This is a genomic window from Treponema sp. UBA3813 (genome assembly GCA_002368605.1).
Lineage (GTDB): Bacteria > Spirochaetota > Spirochaetia > Treponematales > Treponemataceae > Treponema_D.
Genome location: DFEB01000019.1, coordinates 15,563 through 35,053 on the forward strand (window position 1 = coordinate 15,563; position 19,491 = coordinate 35,053).

The 19,491-nt window shown below is 45.2% G+C and carries 16 protein-coding genes, 1 tRNA gene and 1 other RNA gene; 11 read left to right on the forward strand and 7 right to left on the reverse strand.

The genetic code is table 11. From position 1 onward, the window contains the following. Positions 1 to 22 precede the first annotated feature (22 nt). Positions 23 to 448 carry a hypothetical protein gene (locus B2089_RS02130; RefSeq protein WP_296322205.1) on the reverse strand — a complete coding sequence of 142 codons (426 nt, stop codon included), beginning with the start codon at positions 446 to 448 and terminating at the stop codon, positions 23 to 25. A 151-nt stretch (positions 449 to 599) separates the two neighbouring features. Between B2089_RS02130 and B2089_RS02135 the strand changes: the two genes are divergently transcribed. Further along, a complete protein-coding gene (locus B2089_RS02135) occupies positions 600 to 2,786 on the forward strand; it encodes a methyl-accepting chemotaxis protein (RefSeq protein WP_296322208.1) in 2,187 nt (728 codons plus the stop codon). A gap of 78 nt (positions 2,787 to 2,864) precedes the next feature. Here the strand turns inward: B2089_RS02135 and B2089_RS02140 are convergent, their stop codons facing one another. Beyond that, on the reverse strand, positions 2,865 to 4,478 hold the full coding sequence (locus B2089_RS02140) for an ATP-binding cassette domain-containing protein (protein WP_296322210.1): 1,614 nt from the start codon (positions 4,476 to 4,478) through the stop codon (positions 2,865 to 2,867). A gap of 208 nt (positions 4,479 to 4,686) precedes the next feature. Between B2089_RS02140 and B2089_RS02145 the strand changes: the two genes are divergently transcribed. The 8 genes from B2089_RS02145 (at position 4,687) to B2089_RS02180 (ending at position 13,683) form a co-directional block, all read left to right on the forward strand. Then, a complete protein-coding gene (locus tag B2089_RS02145) occupies positions 4,687 to 5,730 on the forward strand; it encodes an alpha/beta hydrolase (protein WP_296322213.1) in 1,044 nt (347 codons plus the stop codon). An 18-nt stretch (positions 5,731 to 5,748) separates the two neighbouring features. After that, positions 5,749 to 6,495: an RluA family pseudouridine synthase gene (locus B2089_RS02150; protein ID WP_296322215.1), complete on the forward strand. Its 747-nt coding sequence runs from the start codon at positions 5,749 to 5,751 to the stop codon at positions 6,493 to 6,495. A gap of 111 nt (positions 6,496 to 6,606) precedes the next feature. Beyond that, a complete protein-coding gene (locus B2089_RS02155) occupies positions 6,607 to 7,635 on the forward strand; it encodes a hypothetical protein (RefSeq protein WP_296322218.1) in 1,029 nt (342 codons plus the stop codon). 65 nt (positions 7,636 to 7,700) lie between these two features. Then, complete coding sequence (locus B2089_RS02160; protein WP_296322220.1) at positions 7,701 to 8,945, forward strand: THUMP domain-containing class I SAM-dependent RNA methyltransferase; 1,245 nt, start codon at positions 7,701 to 7,703, stop codon at positions 8,943 to 8,945. Beyond that, a complete protein-coding gene (locus tag B2089_RS02165; RefSeq protein WP_296322223.1) occupies positions 8,936 to 9,529 on the forward strand; it encodes a TetR/AcrR family transcriptional regulator in 594 nt (197 codons plus the stop codon). Before B2089_RS02160 ends, B2089_RS02165 begins: the two co-directional genes overlap by 10 nt. Before the next feature lie 92 nt (positions 9,530 to 9,621). Next, positions 9,622 to 9,858 carry a NifU family protein gene (locus B2089_RS02170; RefSeq protein ID WP_296322226.1) on the forward strand — a complete coding sequence of 79 codons (237 nt, stop codon included), beginning with the start codon at positions 9,622 to 9,624 and terminating at the stop codon, positions 9,856 to 9,858. A 49-nt stretch (positions 9,859 to 9,907) separates the two neighbouring features. Next, complete coding sequence (locus B2089_RS02175) at positions 9,908 to 11,746, forward strand: YgiQ family radical SAM protein (protein ID WP_414717854.1); 1,839 nt, start codon at positions 9,908 to 9,910, stop codon at positions 11,744 to 11,746. Positions 11,747 to 11,904: 158 nt separating this feature from the next. Continuing rightward, positions 11,905 to 13,683 carry a GGDEF domain-containing protein gene (locus tag B2089_RS02180; RefSeq protein ID WP_296322229.1) on the forward strand — a complete coding sequence of 593 codons (1,779 nt, stop codon included), beginning with the start codon at positions 11,905 to 11,907 and terminating at the stop codon, positions 13,681 to 13,683. Here the strand turns inward: B2089_RS02180 and B2089_RS02185 are convergent. Continuing rightward, the gene (locus B2089_RS02185) at positions 13,676 to 15,028 is read right to left on the reverse strand and encodes an MATE family efflux transporter (protein ID WP_296322234.1); all 1,353 of its coding nucleotides are present in this window, start codon (positions 15,026 to 15,028) and stop codon (positions 13,676 to 13,678) included. The two genes, B2089_RS02180 and B2089_RS02185, sit on opposite strands and share 8 nt — an antisense overlap. 96 nt (positions 15,029 to 15,124) lie before the next feature. Next, the gene (locus B2089_RS02190) at positions 15,125 to 16,486 is read right to left on the reverse strand and encodes a PFL family protein (RefSeq protein WP_296322237.1); all 1,362 of its coding nucleotides are present in this window, start codon (positions 16,484 to 16,486) and stop codon (positions 15,125 to 15,127) included. A gap of 146 nt (positions 16,487 to 16,632) precedes the next feature. Here B2089_RS02190 and B2089_RS02195 point away from each other — a divergent pair, with 146 nt between their 5' ends. Together B2089_RS02195 and B2089_RS02200 are read left to right on the forward strand one after the other, a co-directional pair. Further along, positions 16,633 to 16,827: a hypothetical protein gene (locus B2089_RS02195; RefSeq protein ID WP_296322239.1), complete on the forward strand. Its 195-nt coding sequence runs from the start codon at positions 16,633 to 16,635 to the stop codon at positions 16,825 to 16,827. 165 nt (positions 16,828 to 16,992) lie between these two features. Continuing rightward, entirely contained in the window at positions 16,993 to 18,258 is a 1,266-nt protein-coding gene (locus B2089_RS02200; RefSeq protein ID WP_296322242.1) for a M48 family metallopeptidase, read from the forward strand. Positions 18,259 to 18,278: 20 nt separating this feature from the next. Here the strand turns inward: B2089_RS02200 and ffs are convergent. From ffs to B2089_RS02215, 3 genes are all read right to left on the reverse strand, one after another. Next, positions 18,279 to 18,373: signal recognition particle sRNA small type (gene ffs, locus B2089_RS02205), an RNA gene on the reverse strand. Between the two features lie 18 nt (positions 18,374 to 18,391). Continuing rightward, the gene (locus B2089_RS02210) at positions 18,392 to 19,144 is read right to left on the reverse strand and encodes a DNA/RNA non-specific endonuclease (RefSeq protein ID WP_296322246.1); all 753 of its coding nucleotides are present in this window, start codon (positions 19,142 to 19,144) and stop codon (positions 18,392 to 18,394) included. Between the two features lie 159 nt (positions 19,145 to 19,303). Beyond that, positions 19,304 to 19,378 (reverse strand) — tRNA-Arg (locus B2089_RS02215). Between the last annotated feature and the right edge of the window lie 113 nt (positions 19,379 to 19,491).

The following is a 19,491-nucleotide window of genomic DNA, read 5'->3' on the forward strand; positions in this document are numbered from 1 at the left end:
TTGTTCATTATTTAAGGTAAAATTAGTCGCGAGACTGCGACCAGCCCACCAATGCGATGACCCATCCGAGGATAATTACGATGAGACCAATGCCGATATGATTTCCGACTGCCTTGTGAGCCATTTTTACAAGGCCTTTTGCCCATGGAGCAAGATTAAGGTAGTTGAGAAGTACATAAAGTCCGCCGATAATTGAAACAATGAGCGCAATGAGTTTGACCGGTAATTTTACTTTGAGAGAGACAAAGCAAAATACAATACCTGCGATAGCTCCGCCAAGAGCAAGGATTGAGCCGATTTTTAAATCGCCGCTTCCATCAACGATTGCATTAAAGGCGCTAGAGCCACCGCCAAAAAATTTACTTGCCGTAAGGGGGAGAAAACATCCAATAACAACAAGTGCCAAACCGATAAGATACAAACTAAGCATACCAGATTTTTTTGCCATTTCTAAATCCTCCTATTTTCAAATGGTAATCTAATTATAACGCATTTTTCTAAAACAAGAAATAAATTCTTTTGTTTAGAATTTTGACTTTTTAGAGAATTCATCTGATAATATACGAAGAGAGTAAAGCGATATATATAGGGATATTGTTATGAAAGCAAAAAAAGAAAAAATCGCAAAACCACCAAAGGTAAAGCCTCCTAAACCTCCAAAGGTAAAAAAAGAGAAAATTAAATTCCAAAAAAGAAAATTCTCCGAATCCCTTGCTTTCAAATTTGAAGTTGCGGTCTTTATTCTTCTTATCTTGTTTTTCTCTCTTTTAGTAGTCATTCTGAATTTTACAACCAGTCGTGACAGCATAAAATCATATTCTAACTTATTCAGCACACTTTCTGAAAGAAGCTCAACTGCTCTCACTTACTGGCTCAACGGTTATTTCAAAGATCTTCGTGTTTTCACAAAAAACGAAATTTTCCTTGAAGGCGATGTTCAAAGCGTACACAAATACATCATAGATAACCCGACTCTTATCGGTAACGATTTTGAATATGTCGGTGTATGCGGCCTTGACGGAATGCTCTATACATCAAACGACACTGCTTTCAATGTAAAGCAAACCGAGTATTTCAACGATATCATCGAAAAAGGACACGGAAGCAGCATAACGAATCCTGAACATTCCTCAGAAACAAACAGTGATGTCTTTTATGTCGCGCTTCCTGCGGTCGATAAAAACGGAAAACTTTTCGGTCTCTTTATGGGAGCACTTTCAATCAGTAATATTCAGACAGAAATATTAAAAATCAATGTTGGCGAGCAAGGCTTCGCATTTGTTCTCGACGGAAACGGAGCAACAATTGCTTATCCAGACGAATCAGAAATAATGAAAAACATTTCTAGTATGGATGATGAGGCAACGGGTCTTATCGGATTCAAAGATCTTGCTTATTCAATGGTCATGGGAAACAATGATATCGCAAAAATCATTAACAAAAATTCCGGCCACATTGACTATGTTTTCTTTTATCCGATTTATGATACAAACTGGTCTCTTGGTCTTTCTCTTCCAGAACGAGAAGTGCTTGCATCTGCACGAAAAAGCGGATATAACATTGCGGCCTTTAGCTTTATTATTGCTATTCTTCTCATAATATTCATCGCAATTTACATGAAATTCATGCTTCGTCCGCTTCTTATGCTCAATCATTCCATCAAAGAGATTGCAAAAGGCGATGCAGACTTAACAAAACGAATCGAAATCAAATCAAAAGACGAAATTGGCGGTGTAGTTCAGGGGTTCAACACATTCATAGAGAATTTGCGTCAAATTATCACACAAGTTAAAAGCTCAAAGAACGCCCTCCAATCCGTAGATAATAATTTGCAACTCACGACAAAGGCAACAGGGATTTCTATCGACCAAATTTCTGCTGACATGACAAATGTTTCATCACAAATTGACAGTCAGAGTGCCAGTGTAGAACAAACAGTCAGTTCGGTCACACAGATTGCAAAAAACATAGAAAATCTAAACCTGCTTATCGAAAGTCAGTCTAACGGCGTTAATCAGGCAAGCGCAGCGGTAGAACAAATGATTGGTAACATCGTTTCGGTCTCAAAAAGCACTGAAAAAATGGCTCAAGCATTCAGCCAGCTTGAACAATATGCGCGCAGCGGAATCGAAAAACAAAATATTCTGAATGAGCAGCTTGCGACTATTGAAGAGCAAAGCCAAACCTTGTTCCAAGCAAACAGAACTATAAGCAAAATCGCAAGCGAAACGAACATTCTCGCCATGAATGCGGCAATAGAAGCGGCTCATGCAGGCGAGGCTGGAGCAGGATTTAGCGTCGTTGCAGACGAAATCCGCAATCTTTCAGAAACATCGGCCAAACAGTCAAAGGTTATCGGTGCAGAACTTAAAAAGATTCAAGAGTCTATTACGACAGTCGTTGCATCTTCTGAAGAAGCAAAATCTGCTTTCAATGCAGTCAGTGCAAACATTCAGGAAACAGATCAACTTGTTCGACAGATTAGCGGTGCAATGGAAGAAAGTGAAACAGGAAGCCACCAAATCACTGACGCTCTCAAGATGATGAACGACTCGACCGTTGAAGTTCGTACTTCATCTCAGGAAATGTCAGCCGGAAACCAAACAATTCTTGAAGAAGTTAAGGTTTTACAGGAGGCTACTGCCACAATCAAAGAGAGCATTGAACGAATGTTCGATGGTGCTAATCAAATCGTAAAGAATGGCTCGACCCTTTCGGATATTTCAAACACAATGGAAGAGTCAATCCGGCAAATCGGAAGCCAAATCGATTTGTTTAAGGTTTAGCGAGCAATCACTTGATACATTCTTCGACATCCATGTCGTGACGAGAATTCCTGACGGAATTCTCGCGGTCAACCGTCTTTAGCTCGCCTCCGTGCGAGCAATTATCTCATACATGGGAGATTTTCCGGGTTCTAACTCCAAAATATGCTTTTCGCAGGGGAGGGCTTCGCTGGGGTCGTGGGTCACATGCAACAGCGTCGTGGTTCCGGTCTCGGCCACGGTTTCGATTAAGTCCAGGATTTTCTGCCTGTAGCTCTCGTCGAGGCCGTGGCAGGGCTCGTCCAGAATCAGGATTTTTGGGGCTTTTACCGCCGCCCGCAGAATCAAAATCGCCCTCTGCTCGCCGTAGCTCAAATTGCCGAAGCTTTCATGCTCCCGGCCTTCAAATCCGCCAAGTTTGAGCCAGAGTCGGGCCGCCGCAATCTCAACATCAGTTTTCTGCTCATACAAACCGATTGAATCCTTGAATCCTGAGATAATCACGCTCTCCAAGTCCGTGCCGCCAACCATGCGGTATTCCACATGCCAGCGGTAGCTTACGATACCGAGATTCTTTTTAATGTCCCAGATTGTCTCGCCGGTGCCCCGTTTGCGGCCAAAAAGCCAGACATCGTTGCAGAAAACCTGATGATTGTCGCCGGTAATCAGCTCAAGGAGAGTGGTTTTTCCGCTTCCGTTGGGGCCTCGGATAAGCCAGTGCTGGCCCCGCTTCACTTCCCAGGTAAAATCAACCAGAACGCGGTGGTCATCCCAGCCCACATTAACCTTGTTCATTTTAACCAGAGATTCATCCGCCTGAGTAGCAGAGTCTTTTCCGCCGTCATTCTGCAAAATCTCCGTGTCTTTTTGAATCGCCTTCAATTCGCTGACAAATTCGTTTTTTTCAGCCTCGCGGGATTTCGCCTTTTCTTCCTCCCGCTCAGAAATCAATTTTTCGTAATCCGATTTTGTGCCGCAGAAAGAGACTTTTCCCTCCGCGAATTCAAGGACATTTGTAATAGTGTCGGGAATCTCGTGGTATCGCTCCATTCCCAGGATTATCGTTGTGCGCGGGTCTTTTGAAGGAGAATTTTTCTGCTTTCCCACGATTGTCTTAAAGAATTCAAGGAGAATCGAACGGCTCTGAGCATCAAGGCCTGCAAAAGGATCGCTTAAAATAAGAAGTTTTTTCCCTGAAAGAAGGGCTCGGCAAAGCAAAGTCCGCCTGATTTCGCCAGTGGACATGAATTTAAGCCCCCGGTCAAGGATTTTCTCAACGCCGCAGAGCTTGACTTCAGGCAGAGTCTCAAGGCGCTGGGCAATGGCCGGCAAGGGAAGATTGCGGTGCTTTGCGTCAGGTCCGCCCAAAACCTCGCAGATAAACCGCCGGCCGGTTCGCCCCTCGTCAATCTTGTTCATGTACTCGCTTTCGTCCAAATCCCGCTCTTGTTGAATCAGGCTGGCTGCCCGCTCCAAAGAAACGATTTCCACAGAATCCGAGAATTTTGAGGAATAGCTGCCCGTGGAATCATTTGGCAAAATCTGCTTTTCTCCGGCCAGGGCTCGCAAAAAATCAGCCTTTCCGCCACCGTTCGGCCCGATTACAAGCCAAGCCTCGCCCGCGTTCATCTTCCAGTCCAGCGAAGCGATATTCGTTCCATGCAAATCCTGCACGCGGCAGTTGTTTATGTAAATGAGTGAATTTTCTTTCATAATGAGGAAATTATAGCAAAAAAGTTATGAATGAGGAATTAGGAATGAGAAATTAGGAATTAGGGCGCCCCCTTCGGGCTGAGCTATCCGCCGTTCCGCTATCGCTTCATTCCTTCGCTTCGCTACGGAACGGCTAAAGCCGCGGCTACTATCTCTGGCGCATCGGCTTTTTATGACATTTTCTCTTCTTTTTGATATGATGTCTTTCATGAAATTTTCCTCGAAATCTTTCTTTCTCACGATTTTTCTCTTTTCTTCTATAAATAATTTTCTTTCAGCAAAAGACTACGAGAAAAAGATTTATCTCTGGGACGGCGTTCCCAAAATGGAAACGCAAAAAAGGGACACGATTTTGTACTATTGCCCGGCGAAGATTAGCGGGGCAAGCCCGGTAATGACAGAGGGGGACGACAGCAATGACCGTAATGCCGAACTCGACCGCATTAATCATCACGGTCTTTCTGATTCGATAGCTCCTACAGCAGCCGTTATCATCTGTCCGGGTGGAAGCTATCATCACTTGGGAATGAGCCACGAAGGCTTTGCCTCTGCCCGCTGGTTTTCTTCTCACGGAATCGCGGCTTTTGTTTTGCGCTACCGTGTGGCCTACAACTGCCACCACTACCCCGACCAGCTTGAAGACATTCAGATGGCTATCGTCTATATCCGCGAACATGCCGAAGAATTCAATATCGACAAGAGTAAAATCGGGGCAATCGGCTACAGTGCCGGCGGTCACTTGGTCACGATGGCGGGCGAATTCGCCACAAGTCACAACGAACTTACAAAACTTGGAATCGAAACTGAGGAAAGTCTGCGCCCTGACTTTGTGATGCCGATTTACCCGGTCGTCACTATGCAGGACGACATAGCTCACAAATGGAGCCGAAGAAGCTTGCTGGGGCATCAGTGGAGCGCACCGAATGCAACAAAGGGCTGGAGTCCGCTAAATTTCTGGGGACACGCCTACTCACAAAGCCTCAAAGACGAATTCTCAATGGAAATGAATGTTCCAGACGATATGCCGCCAGTCTTTCTACTGGCCTGCGAAGACGACCCGGTGGTAATTTACGAAAATTCCCTGCGACTGGAAGCTGCCCTCACCGAAAAAAATATTCCGCATATTTTCGTAAGCTACCCAAAAGGCGGCCACGGCTTCGGCATGAAAGAAAATTCGTATATAATGAAGGAAAGTCACTGGAACAACGAAAAATTGCTTCCATGGCTTAAAGAAATCGGTATAATTCAATAAAATAAACTAGGAACTAAAATGAAAATAACACCAGACTACACAGTAATTTATAATGATGATGATATCGTTGTTCTCAACAAGCGAAGCGGGCTTTTGATTGCAGCTGACCGCTACGATGAGGACGCGCCCCGCCTCGACCTTGAGGCCTCAAAAGAATTCGGCAAATTGTTCGCAGTCCACCGAATCGACAAGGATACTTCAGGCTGCGTCATTTACGCGAAAAACGCCGAGGCTCACAAAAATCTTTCAATGCAGTTTGAAAACCGAGAAGTCACGAAAATCTATCACGCCCTCGTTTTAGGGCATCCAATGTGGGAAAGCAAAAAAGTGGATTCAAAGCTTTTGGTTGACGGAGACGCCCGCCACCGCACGGTGCTCAATCAAAAATACGGAAAAGTCGCCATCACAGACTTCAAAAATCTGGGGAATTGCGGCCCTTACTCGTGGATTGAAGCCCGCCCCCACACAGGCCGCACTCACCAAATCCGCGCCCACTTGCAGTCTTTGGGGATTTCCATCGTCTGCGACCCTCTTTACTCAGGCAACCAGCACCCGGTTCTTCTTTCTGAAATCAAAAAACGCTGGAACGGCGACGAAAGCCAGGAACGCCCTCTTTTGAGCCGCCTCGCCCTTCACGCCTACAAGCTCACTCTCACCCATCCAAAAAGCGGCGAAAAAATCACCTTCACCGCGCCCTATCCCAAGGACATGGAAGCGACCCGCAAGCAGCTGAGCAACATTTTCGGCGTTGACCCCCTCGCATAAAAGTAAGTGACAAGGCGGCGGGCGATGTAATAAACGCGCTGGCAAAGGCTTTGTACTGTGATTTTTATGAGGTTATGGAAATCAATCTGAATGAGTGATAGAATTAGGTTAATGAAAAAATGCCTTTCCGTCCTGATTTTCGCATTTCTCTCTTTTTCAACATTTGCAGTCTCCTTGGATGATTTTTCCCTTTCCGTGGAGCCCCTTTTCGGCATGAAATACGGTCAGATTGACGAGTATGTGTTCCTTAAAAAATCAAACTTTTCCAATGACAAACTAAGCGAGCTGAACTGGGAAATCCAGCCGGAGTGGTATTATGGCTTTAATATCCATGGCGGCTTGAAGCAATTTTTTGTCGAAACGGGCTTAAAATTCGGAGTTTCCGGTAAGACCGGGCAGATGATGGATTCAGACTGGTTTAATGCACAAACGTCGTCTATGCCACATGGCGTATCTTCAAAAAAAGCAGCCGGACATGATTACAAGACCCATTATTCCGAGCATGACAATAATCTCGATTATGACATAAACTTCAATATCAAGGGCGGATACGAGTTTCGTATTTTTGAGATTTTCGGAATAAAGCCTTCACTTTCCTATGATTACCAGAACATAAAATTCACTGGCAGAAACGGCAAGGGGTGGTATGGACTCGGCCGGAATAGGAAATTTTATGACCTTTATGAATACTATGCGGCCTATGATGACACGGCCAATCAGTATAGCCAAGAATTTTCCGGAAGGGTTATCACTTACCAGCGGGAACTTTCTTTGTTTTGGCTTGGAAGTGATTTTTCCGTTGATTTACCCTTGCATTTTTCTGTGACGGCAGGTTTTTTCTTTGCTCCTTATGTTTATGCAGTTTCTTATGATTGCCATCTTACAACAAACATAGACTACGCTGACTTAACAAAAGGAAGTTTTTCGGCTTTCAAATGGAATCTTGGCGCGACATACAACATCACTCCCAAACACTCAGTATCACTGAATGCTGAATATCTCTATATGCGCGTGCTTCGAGGCAAAGACTACTTTAAGCAAGCCTCATCAAACACCTACAAAGAATCATCTGAGGCTGATGGCGGTGCCGGAGCAAAATACTTCAACCTTACGCTTTCCTATAAATTTAAAATCCTATAGCCGGATGGACTTTTGTTTTGAATGACACTTTTGACAAAAATGTCATTTTAGTGTAGACTGTTGGCATGAATAATCTTGTCGCATTGTGCGCAGTTGGCGCAGAAAAAACTCTGGGAAACGAAATCAAATTTCTCGGCTACAAACTCAACGGAAACGCCCCTGGCCGAGTTTTCTTCATTGGCGATGACGATGCCCTTTTCCGCGCAAATCTCTGTTTGCGAACGGCTGACCGGGTTTACTTGGAGCTTGCCCGCTACCATGCCGAAGACTTTGACCAGCTCTTTGACGGCGTTTATTCAGTCGCCTGGCAGGATTTTCTCAAAAAAGACTCAAAAGTCACTGTTGATAAAGTCAGGACTTACAAATCAAAATTGAATTCAGAACACGCCGTTCAGGGAATCGTGCAAAAAGCGATTTACAAAAAACTGGGCGATGTATGGAGAATGTCTTCTCTTCCAGAATCAGGCGAAGAAAGCGATGTCCGCGTATTCATCACCGAAGATGAGGCTCAGATTTGCCTTGATTTAAGCGGCTTACCCCTTCACAAGCGAGGCTACCGCACAGACGGCGGAGTAGCCCCAATCCGCGAGACAACGGCTTCCGTCATGCTGCAGCTCATGCTCTGGCGGCGAAAAACTCCCCTTCACGACCCTTTCTGCGGTTCTGGCACACTTCCAATCGAAGCCTGTCTTTACGCCCACAATGTGGCTCCGGGATTTGGCCGCCGCTTCGCTCTGGAAAATCTTCCTATTTTTAACGCAAACCGCGCCCGCGAAATCAAATGTGCCGAGGCCGAAAAAATCCGCACCGATGTGGAATGCCGCATCACGGGAACCGACATCGACCCGTCTGCAATCCAGAGGGCAAGAACAAACGCCGAGCACGCCTGTGTCATGGCTGGCCGCGCCCTTCAGATGATTGGAAGCGACGCGCGAATCGAGCGACCTGATTTTGAAGTCTCTGATTTCAAGGATTTGCACGCTCCCTATGAAAGCGGTCTCATTATCTGCAATCCTCCTTACGGTGAGCGGCTTGGCGAAGAAGAGCAGGCAAAAGAACTTTACCGCAGCATGGCTTCTCTCTTCACGGACTTTCCGAATTGGGAAATCGGCGTAATCACGGCCAACACGCATTTTCAGGAATGTATCGCCCGTTACGCAAGCACCCTTAAAGACCTCAAAGCCGGAAATCTGGACACAACTTTCTACATCTACAACGGCAGCGAAAAGGCAAAAAATCACGCAGGCTCACAGCGAAAACCAGCCCGAAATAAATTCTCTTCAAATCGAGGCAAAAAAGAATGGCGATAGTCGTCGAACATGACAAGCGAAAGCACGAGATTCTTGAAAAATCGCTGGAACTCTTTACCCGCGAAGGCTACGATGATGTAACTTTCCAAAAAATCGCCGACGCATGCGGAATCACCCGCACCACGCTCTACATCTACTTCAAAAACAAGCGGGAAATCTTCACATGGAGCATTAAGCAGATGACAGGCGAGCTTGAAACCCGCCTCATGGAAATCCTCGGTGACAAAAATCTTTCTGCCCAGGAGTGTCTGCGGCAGCTTATGTACTGGGTCATCGACACCTGCGAGCAGAACCGCCCGCTTTTCAATGTCCTTCTAATCTACCTCATCAATTTGCAGAAAACCGGAGTCAGTGCCGAAGACAGGGTCAACCGCCGCGTAATCCGAATCAAGCATCTCCTCAGCATGATTATCATCGAGGGGCAAAAGCGGGGCGAATTCCAGAAAATGCCGGTCAAAACCATAAACAATATGCTTTATTCTCTGGTGGAGTCAGCAATCTTTGAAATCGCCGTTCTTAACAAAAAAGATGTGAGCGAAGTCAAAGCCAGCATCGATTTAGTAATCAAAGGCATTTTAAAATAAGGCTTTTTCCTTTCCTTTTCTCAAAATTTCGGTTATCTTTATAAAGAGATTCTGAGCCGAACTCAGAATGACGGAAATTTTAGGAGAAATCTATGACAAAAGAACAAGAAGCAACCGTTTTGGAAGCCCTCGATATGTTCCGCCCCCAGCTTCAGGCAGACGGCGGCGATATGGAATTCGTCTCAATCGACGAGCAGAACCGCGTCCACTTGCGTCTCACTGGAGCTTGTGGCTCTTGCCCAATGGCACTTATGACTCTCAAAATGGGCGTTGAGCGATACTTAAAAGACGCTTGCCCGGAAGTCACAGAAGTCGTTCAGGAACAGTAAAACGAATTCCTTTCTTCCAGTTTCACAAGAAGACCTTCTCCACCGTGGCATAAGCGAAGTTGATTTTGTTTTTGTCTCAGGGGACGCTTATGTTGACCACGCATCTTTTGCCTCTGCCCTGCTTGGCCGCCTTTTGGAAGCCAACGGCTACACTGTGGCGATTTTGCCCCAGCCAGACTGGAAGAATGTGGAAGAATTCCGCAAATTTGGCCGTCCTCGCCTAGGATTTCTGGTGAGTGCGGGGGCAATGGATTCCATGGTCTCCAATTACACCGCCAACAACAAGCCTCGGAGCGAAGATGTTTACGCTCACGGAGGAGTGGCAGGTCACAGGCCGGACAGGGCCTTAATCACCTACATTTCAAAAATCCGCGAAGCCTACAAGGGCGTGAATATCCTTATCGGCGGAATTGAGGCAAGTTTGCGCCGGACAAGCCATTACGATTACTGGTCAAACACAGTGCGCCGCTCAATCTTGCTTGACTCAAAGGCAGATTTGCTCATGTACGGCATGGGCGAGCACTCGATTTTGGAAATTGCGGCCAAACTCCGAGAGGGAATTCCCGCCAAAGCCATTCGAGGCGTGAGGGGAACGGTCTGGTATACGAGTAAACAGGATGAATTGCCGAATTACCGGCGATGGGATGAAAAGATTGTCGGACAAAAGATGTCATTCCCGTGTTCGACACGGGAATCCGTTGCCATAATGCTTCCTTCCTATGCTGAAATCTCAAAAAACACACCTGAAAGCAAGCAACTATTCGCCGAAAGCTATCTCGTGCAGGAGCAGAACACCGACGCCATTAACGGCCATCGTCTGATTGAGCCGGTTGATGCCCGCTTTATCGTGCAGGAGCCGGCCTCCCTCCCCCTCACCACTCAGGAATTCGACGCCATTTATGAGCTTCCCTTTACAAGGCGATGGCATCCCATGTACGACGCGCCCGCCGAAAACGGCAAGACTGGAATTCCCGCCCTTTCGGAAGTCCAGTTCAGCCTTGTAAGCTCCAGGGGTTGTTTCGGAGCATGCTCTTTCTGCGCCATAACTTTTCATCAGGGAAGGCGCATTCAGGCTCGGAGCCACGAAAGCCTTATAAAAGAAGCGAAAGTCATCACCGAAAATCCCGACTTCAAGGGCTACATTCATGATGTGGGCGGTCCCACGGCGAATTTCCGACACGATGCCTGTAAGTTCCAGAAAGAGCGGGGAGCCTGCCCAAACAAGGATTGCATGGGAACAAACCCCTGTAAAAATGTGAATGTCACTCACACCGAATATGTGGAATTGCTGCGGAAACTCCGCGCCCTTCCAAAAGTCAAAAAAGTCTTTATCCGCTCTGGAATCCGATTTGATTACCTGATGATGGACAAGGACAAATCATTCTTTAAGGAACTGGTCGAGCATCACATTTCAGGCCAGCTGAAAGTCGCGCCGGAGCATGTGAGCAACAAAGTCCTTCGCCTCATGCGGAAAAGCAATCACGAGCTTTACGAAAAATTCGCCGCCGAGTATGCCGAATGGAACAAAAAGTTGGGCAAAAAACAATATCTCGTGCCCTATTACATCTGCTCCCATCCTGGGGCAGGACTTTCAGAGGCAATCGAAGTCGCCCTTTACCTCAAAAAAACAGGCTTCGTGCCAGACCAGGTGCAGGATTTTTACCCCACGCCGGGAAGCCTTTCCACCTGCATGTACTGGACTGGCTTAAATCCGCGGAACCGCCTTGAAAACGGTGAATTTGAGAAAGTCTATGTTGCCAGGGGAGCACACGAACGCCGCTTGCAGCGCGCACTCCTCCAATTCAACCGGCGGGAAAACTGGCCTTTGGTAAAAGAAGCCCTTGAAAAAGCCGGAAGAAGAGATTTGATAAAAGTGCTTTTGCGGTAGGGATTGTAGCCGCGCCCCAGCGTTCCGAAGCAAAGCGAAGGAATGGAGCGGTAGCGGAACGGCGAAAAGCCCGCTCGACCGCCCCAAAATTCTCTTTAAAAAAATTCTAATTTCGTATATAATAATAAAATATTTCACTACGGTGGAGCCAAGCTTTTATGAAAAGCCTTGAAGTTAAAATCGCATATATAAACAACGACTTAAAAATACTCGACCGCAACACAGAATTCTACAGCTATTTTGAAAAAGTCGGATTTCTCTACGAAAATATTGCCGACATTGTCGTTCCAGAGCAACAAGAAAAATTTACCAAATTCATAAGAACCAGCAACTCACAGGCTGAATTCCGAGTCTTTAAGTTCAAAAAAATCAATGGCGAAATTCTGCACAATCTGGTCTCTGCCAAAGAAGACTTTTACAACAACAAACCATGCCTTGTAGTGCGCATAATTGACCCAACTGTTGCCCTTCTTTTCATAAAAGATGCGATTTTTTACGAAAAAAAGATTTCCACGGCTCTTTCCCTTACAAACGAATATCTCTTCTTGTATGAGCAGAGCACGAATATCATAAAAATCGACAACTTCATTCAAAACAAAAAAACAACCGTCTATGAGCAGGACTTGGACTCTTGGTGCGAGGATGTCATTTCAAATTCTTTGATTGCCGAAAATGACATTCACCTCTTTAACGAAAAAATGTCCGAGCTAAAACAATGCAAGGATTCATTCTCACTAACGATTAACTGCTCATTGCGCGCAGGTCACTCAGTTTTTGAGAGAATGTGTTTTAAGGCCGAACGCTTAGAAAACAACGGCTCTGTTTACATGGTTGGTCGAATTCTTCCTGAAGTAATGATTGAACAGGCCGAAAAGTCAAATGAAATTCTTCAGGAACTCAAACTCGATGCCCTAACCGGAGTCTACAACAAAAAAGCCATCACAAATTATGCCGAAAAACGATTCGTTCCTGGCACAAAAGAAAATGCCGTCCTTGCAATCGTTGACCTTGACCACTTCAAGCCTGTAAACGACGCTTACGGTCACTTGGCAGGCGATAAAGTCCTCGAAAAAGCAGGCCTCATTCTCAAGGAACTTATCGGTGATAATGGTGTGGTCGGTCGCTATGGTGGAGACGAATTCCTTATTATTCTCGAAGACATGGACGAATCCAAATTCCGTAGCATTTTCCGCACTATAAACAACGACATTCGCTCTACTTTTGAAGACATGTTCACAGACATAAAAGTTACGGCTTCCATAGGCTCTGCCTTCTATCCAAAAGACGGTCCTTCTTTCGATGAGCTTTTCAAGAAAGCCGATTTCTGCCTATATCGTGCCAAAGACAAAGGACGCGACCGTTATGTTTTCTTCCGTGATGATTTGCACGGCGAACTTTACAAAAAGGCAAGCGAATCAAAAACTGAAGGAATCAAATATGATGTGCGCGAAGTAAAAGAACTCAAAAGCATGTCAGACTTCCTGCTCAATCTCGGTGCACAGTCAAAACCGGCAATTATCACCGTTCTCGAACACATGCTCAAAACATACAATCTTGATTCAATCAACATATATTACGGTGAAGCTATGGCAAGAATGCACGCTTTCGGCCAGCGCCCCGATAATCTCTCTGATGCGCGTTATGTCTATTCAGAAGAATTCACACGCGCGCTTGAAGGAAAATCTTTCGTTAAAGTTGATTTCACAACAGAACTTAAAGAATCTGCAAAAGATTTCGGAAAGATTCTCGACAATCGTGGCGTAAAATCCTCGATTCAGTGCATTCTCGGCACCCCGGAGCGCATTCTCGGTCTCATCACATTTGACCGACTCAAAGAAGGCGCAATGTGGGCAGAATACGAAACGAATTGCTGTATCATGGTGGGTGCGGCTCTCAATCTGCTTCCAGAGTCAAAACTCCGTGTCCTTTTTATGTAATATTATGAAGCCATTTTCCGCTTTTTACGCGCCAGACTCCGCAAATCGTTTTAAGAACCTGCTCGCTTTCAAGGCAAAATAAAATCACCCAGGCAGGCTGGCGCCACACAAAAGTCGCAAGGCAGCCCAGAGGAATCGCAATCAGCCACATCCAGCCGTTATCGATAATCGAAGCGAAAATCGTGTCGCCACCAGAACGGCAAACGCCCACGATAATCAGCATGTTAAAGGCACGGAAAGGATACATTCCCATAAGTACAAAGAGCATTGACTGAGTAATGGCGATAATATGCGGCTCAACATTAAAAATCGATGGCAAAATACGAGAAATAGGGAAAAGCAACAAGCCAATAATCGCTCCCATCAAGGGGAAGAACCAGCAAAAACGGTGAGTGTAAGCCCGCGCGCCCTCTTCCTCGCCAGCGCCGATTTTCTTTCCCAAAATAACGGAAGCTGCGTTTCCCATGCCGATAAAAAAGACCCAGGTCAACTGACTCACCGTATTCATAATGCTGAATGCGGCAAAAGAATCTGTGCCTGCGTGAGCAAAAATAGAATTCTGCGTGGTAATACCGAAGCCCCAGAGAGTTTCTGAAAGCAAAACCGGGATTCCGACAAAAGCGAGCTTTTTAATAAAGGCAAGGTCAAAGCCAAGCAATTCCCGGATTTTTCCCATTGCCTCAAATTTTCTAGTGATTCCTACGGCTAGGGTGATAATCATCTCCACGGCACGGGAAATTACGGTGGCCAAAGCAGCACCGAGAATGCCCATGCGGGGGATTCCCAAAGGTTGACAGCCAAAAATAAAAATCGCATTCAGGCTCACATTCATCACAAATGAAATAGCCGTCGTGACCATAGGAAGAACTACATGCTCCGTGCTTCGGAAAGCCATCTGACAGGAAAAAGAAATCGCCAGCATGGGATAGCAGAAAGCGACAAGCCTGAGATAACGGGCGCCTTCTTTTAGAACCGCCTTATCTTCTGTGTAAAATCGCAGGAGCTTTTCTGGAATTAGCGCGCCGCCAGCCAGAAAGACAATGGAAACGAAAAAGCAGACTAGAAGCATAAAGCCGAATGTCTTTCGGATGCCGGAAATATTTTGCGCTCCCCAAAACTGAGCTATAAAAATCGAGCAGCCCGAAGAGACTCCGAAGACGACCATGTTCAGCATGAAGAAAATCTGATTGCCAAGCCCCACTGCCGCAATAGGCACAGAACCCAACCGGCCAACCATAATCGTGTCCATCATGTTCACGAAAGTCTGCAAAAGATTTTGCAAAATTATCGGAATCGCAATAGAGAAAAGCGTTTTGTAAAAACCATTCAACAAATGTTTGTTCATAAAAGCCCTACAGGATGTAGGGTAAGAGTAAAGAGAGAATTTTCGTTAGAAAATTCTCGTACGAATCCGAAAATCCACGGATGGATTTTCGGTTCGCTAATTCCTGAAAGAATGAATCGGAGCCGGAATGCGTCCGCCACGGTTGATGAAGTCCGCGCAACTGAATTTACTTACCGGCATGACAGGACAACCGCCCAAAAGTCCGCCAAACTCAATCCAGTCGCCGGCTTTTTTGCCTGGAGCCGGAATCAAACGCACCGCCGTCGTTTTATTGTTCACCATACCGATGGCAAATTCATCGGCCATAATGCCCGAAATCGTAGTTGCAGGCGTGTCTCCCGGAATCGCAATCATATCAAGACCAACAGAACAAACCGTAGTCATAGCCTCAAGTTTTTCAAGGCAGATTGAGCCCTGCTTGACTGCGTTAATCATGCCCTCGTCTTCTGAAACAGGAATAAATGCACCAGAAAGACCGCCGACGCTCGTTGAGGCCATTACGCCGCCTTTTTTGACCATATCAGTGAGCATTGCCAGAGCCGCCGTGGTTCCAGGACAGCCCGCTCCCTCCAAACCGATTTCCTCAAGGATTCGGGCAACACTGTCACCAACGGCAGGAGTCGGGGCCAGAGACAAATCCAAAATACCAAAATCAACGCCAAGCCGGGAAGCCGCCTCTGCTCCGACCAGCTGACCCAAGCGGGTGATTTTAAATGCCATCTTTTTGATACCTTCTGCAAGCTCGTTAATGGGCTTTCCCTTGTAATCCCTTGCCGCCGCCAAAATTACCCCAGGTCCTGATACTCCAACATTGATTACGCTGTCAGCCTCACCCGGTCCGTGGAAGGCACCGGCCATAAAGGGATTATCCTCCGGCGCGTTGCAGAAAACGACCAGCTTTGAGCAGCCGTTTACCGCGCAGTCCTTGCTGGCCTCACTGGTCTTTTTAATAGTCTCACCCATGAGCTTTACCGCGTCCATGTTGATTCCGCTTTTTGTGCTTCCCACATTGACGCTGGAACAGACAAAATCCGTCGTTGCCAAAGCCTCTGGAATGGAGTCAATCAAAATGCGGTCTGCGGGCGTGATTCCCTTTTGCACGAGAGCCGAAAATCCGCCGATAAAGTTGATTCCCAGCTCCTGAGCGCATTTATCAAGGGTTTTGCAATATTCGACATAAGATTTAGCCTCGCTGGCTCCCGCAACAAGAGCAATAGGCGTAACAGAAACGCGCTTATTGATAATGGGAACGCCAAGCTCCTTTTCGATATCCTGCCCGACTTTGACGAGATTTCCCGCCTTTTTCATGATTTTATCGTAAATCTTCCGGTTGGCTTTTTTTGAATCCGAATCCGCGCAATCCAAAAGAGAAATCCCCATAGTGATACAGCGCACATCCAATTTGTGGCGCAAAAACATATTTACCGTTTCTTGAATCTCAACAGGTGTAAAGAGCATAAATCCTCCAAAAACTTTAAATATCCTACTATAAAATAGCTTAATGTTCAAATAAAGGTCGGTTTTAGACGATTTTTTCAGTTGACGGCAAACAATTTTCCCTTTAATATAATAGAGGTTGATTTTATTTTTTACAGAGGTATATTATGGCTTCAAATACAGTTGCAAAAAAAGGTGAATCAAAATTCGATTCTCTCCCAATCGCAGTTCAAATGCTTGTCGGAATCGGTGTTCTTTTGCTCATCGCGGTAGTCGGTTTCGCAGTTTTCATTGCAGTTGATTTGCTCCTTCTTGATTTTGACCCAATCGGAAAGCTCGTATCTTTGATTTTCGGAAAATAACATAAAGGGGGGAAGTCTCCCCCTCGGCTACAATGTAACGCAGCATAGCTGCTTATCCATTTTCGCCTACCCCCTCTGCGGGGTATTTTTTTGTCTTCTGCCCCGCAACGCCCCGATAACCCATGCTCCTTTTTTATTTTCTTCAAAAGTGTTATAGTCTTTCCCATGGTTTTTTCTAATATTTTCGTTCTTATTTTTCTTGCTGGCACTGCTTTTTCTTTCATTTTAGACATGATTCTTGAGCGAATCGATTTTTCTTTCCGCAAAAAGCACGGACGCGAAGTTCCAGAAATCCTTTCAGCCCAAGTTGATTTGCAAACACTTGACAAAACATGCCGTTACGAAGACGCAAAATATAATCTCTGGATTCCTAGCATTATTCTCGAAGTCATGCTTTCTCTATACCTTGTTTTTTGCGGATTCTACCCTGCGCTTTTTGAGTGGATTATGTCATGGACAAGCAATTCATTTTTCGTGGCAATGCTCTTCTTGATTCTTGGCGGAATTCCCGGCGCCTTTCTTTCTATGCCCTTTGCGCTTTATTCAGAATTCGGAATCGAAAAACACTTCGGTTTCAGCAACATGACATTCAGCATGTGGGTTGCAGACGAAATCAAGGGCTTTTTTATAAATTTAATCATCCTGACTCCGCTTTTGCTCGCTATGATTGGTCTCTTCAAATATGCCTCTGACTGGTGGTGGATTTTGCTGGGCTGCGTCTATTTTGTTTTCTCTCTTGGAATTTCCATCATCTATCCTATTTTCATCGCACCGATTTTCAATAAATTCACTCCCCTTGAAGACGGCGAACTCAAAACGCGATTAGAAGAACTCCTCAAAAAATGCGGCTTTAAGGCCAGCGGACTTTTCGTAATGGACGCTTCCCGCCGCTCCGGACACTCAAACGCCTACTTCACTGGCTTCGGAAAATCAAAACGAGTCGTTCTTTATGACACTCTCATCAAACAGCTTACATCCGAAGAAATTGAAGCCGTGCTTGGCCATGAGCTGGGACACTACAAACATCACCATATTCTCAAAAAAATGCTCTTTATGATTCCGGCTGTCTTCATCGTCCTTTTTATCATTTCCCATTTGGTGAAAATGCCCGCTCTCTATGCGGGATTCGGATTTTTTGCAGAAGAACCAGTGCCTTATCAAATTATGTTCATCGGAGTTTTTTTGCTGAGCCTCGTATTTGGTGAATGGGGAATTTTACTCAGCCCGATTATGAATTTTTTCAGTCGCCGCGATGAATTTCAGGCGGATGCCTTTGCAAAAAAAATCTGCGGAACTGGCGAGCCTCTTTGTACGGCTCTCATTAAACTCAACAAAGAAAACCTGAGCGAAATTCAAGTTCCGAAAATCTACAGTCTCTTCAATTATAACCACCCGCCACTGCTCGAACGCATTGCCGCGCTCAGAAAGTAAAATCAGGATTTAAAATAAAAAAAGGTCAGGGAGACCATGCACAATTCTAATCTTCATAGAGCTGCTGCTTCCGCCCTGACTCGGTTTTGAAGAAAGAATTTGCTGGCGCCTGACCAATGCGTCTACTCTATCATTATTTCACGCGCTTTTCAAGATATTTCATTTTATCTTGTCGGAAATTTGAATCGACATCACGATCAAAGAAATCAATATTTGTGTCGGCCTCAAGCTGATAGAGATTATACGCAAACTCCTCGATGTCACAGTTGCGCTCATAGTCAGTAGGAATTCGATTTGCAATTCGGTAGCACTTATAAACAGGCTTTCCATTATCAAAGTAAAGAATCATTCGGTAAAAATAGGTAGGAATAGCGATGCGATTATTAAAAGCATATTTCAGTTTAAGTGCGTCTTTTTCAAAAATTGCACCAGAATACAGATAAACAGTGCCGTATTTTTTTGCAAGCAGCTCAAAAGAATATGTAATTTTTTCCCAAATTGTGTCTTTAAGCGGTTTGTTCATGAACACAAGGTTAGATGTGTAGAATGATGTTTCTTGAACCGAAGCATCGTGCATTGCATGCGTTTTTGGAAAAAGCTGAACAGGCTCCAGTTTTTGCCCTTCGATATCCTTTTGTGCAATACGAAAACCTTTTACACGAGAATCTACCTTCCATTCAGGCTTCACCGTTGAACCTTCTCCAGAAAGCATTTGCGGTTGCAGTGCGTGCATTTCCCAAATCGGAATTCCGTAATTTTCAGCAAAACCTAATTTGTATGCAGTATTTTCGATTGTATACAAATTTTTTCCTTCGTAAATTGGAGCTCCAATATTCTGCGCAAAAATCGGTGTTGCCAATAACAACAGAAAAATAAACTTTCTCATTTTTTACCCCTCTTTTTTTTGAATTTTACAGCTATTTTTGAAATTTTCCAATAAAAAACAACGGAATTTTATAATTATTTTTTTTGTTTGGATTATTACGGCATTTTGCAGGAAAGAAACATGATATAAAAAAAGGCCAGCTAGAACTGACCTTTATCGTGAGACTGACACGATTCGAACGTGCGACCTCCACCTCCGCAGGGTGGCGCTCTAATCCAACTGAGCTACAATCTCATAAACAAGACTTGGAAGAGTGCTTGTTCTTTACGGAGGCGACAGGAGTTGAACCTGCCCAGCCCGATAAGGAACTGACGGATTAGCAATCCGTTGTATTACCGCTCTACCAC

Bases quoted from the DNA above. Each gene is read 5' to 3' on its own strand.
- B2089_RS02160 (WP_296322220.1), top strand. From the start codon at position 7,701: ATGAATAATCTTGTCGCATTGTGCGCAGTTGGCGCAGAAAAAACTCTG.
- B2089_RS02210 (WP_296322246.1), bottom strand. From the start codon at position 19,144: ATGAGAAAGTTTATTTTTCTGTTGTTATTGGCAACACCGATTTTTGCG.
- B2089_RS02200 (WP_296322242.1), top strand. From the start codon at position 16,993: ATGGTTTTTTCTAATATTTTCGTTCTTATTTTTCTTGCTGGCACTGCT.
- B2089_RS02170 (WP_296322226.1), top strand. From the start codon at position 9,622: ATGACAAAAGAACAAGAAGCAACCGTTTTGGAAGCCCTCGATATGTTC.
- B2089_RS02165 (WP_296322223.1), top strand. From the start codon at position 8,936: ATGGCGATAGTCGTCGAACATGACAAGCGAAAGCACGAGATTCTTGAA.
- B2089_RS02135 (WP_296322208.1), top strand. From the start codon at position 600: ATGAAAGCAAAAAAAGAAAAAATCGCAAAACCACCAAAGGTAAAGCCT.
- B2089_RS02140 (WP_296322210.1), bottom strand. From the start codon at position 4,478: ATGAAAGAAAATTCACTCATTTACATAAACAACTGCCGCGTGCAGGAT.
- B2089_RS02150 (WP_296322215.1), top strand. From the start codon at position 5,749: ATGAAAATAACACCAGACTACACAGTAATTTATAATGATGATGATATC.
- B2089_RS02185 (WP_296322234.1), bottom strand. From the start codon at position 15,028: ATGAACAAACATTTGTTGAATGGTTTTTACAAAACGCTTTTCTCTATT.
- B2089_RS02130 (WP_296322205.1), bottom strand. From the start codon at position 448: ATGGCAAAAAAATCTGGTATGCTTAGTTTGTATCTTATCGGTTTGGCA.
- B2089_RS02145 (WP_296322213.1), top strand. From the start codon at position 4,687: ATGAAATTTTCCTCGAAATCTTTCTTTCTCACGATTTTTCTCTTTTCT.
- B2089_RS02155 (WP_296322218.1), top strand. From the start codon at position 6,607: ATGAAAAAATGCCTTTCCGTCCTGATTTTCGCATTTCTCTCTTTTTCA.
- B2089_RS02190 (WP_296322237.1), bottom strand. From the start codon at position 16,486: ATGCTCTTTACACCTGTTGAGATTCAAGAAACGGTAAATATGTTTTTG.
- B2089_RS02195 (WP_296322239.1), top strand. From the start codon at position 16,633: ATGGCTTCAAATACAGTTGCAAAAAAAGGTGAATCAAAATTCGATTCT.
- B2089_RS02180 (WP_296322229.1), top strand. From the start codon at position 11,905: ATGAAAAGCCTTGAAGTTAAAATCGCATATATAAACAACGACTTAAAA.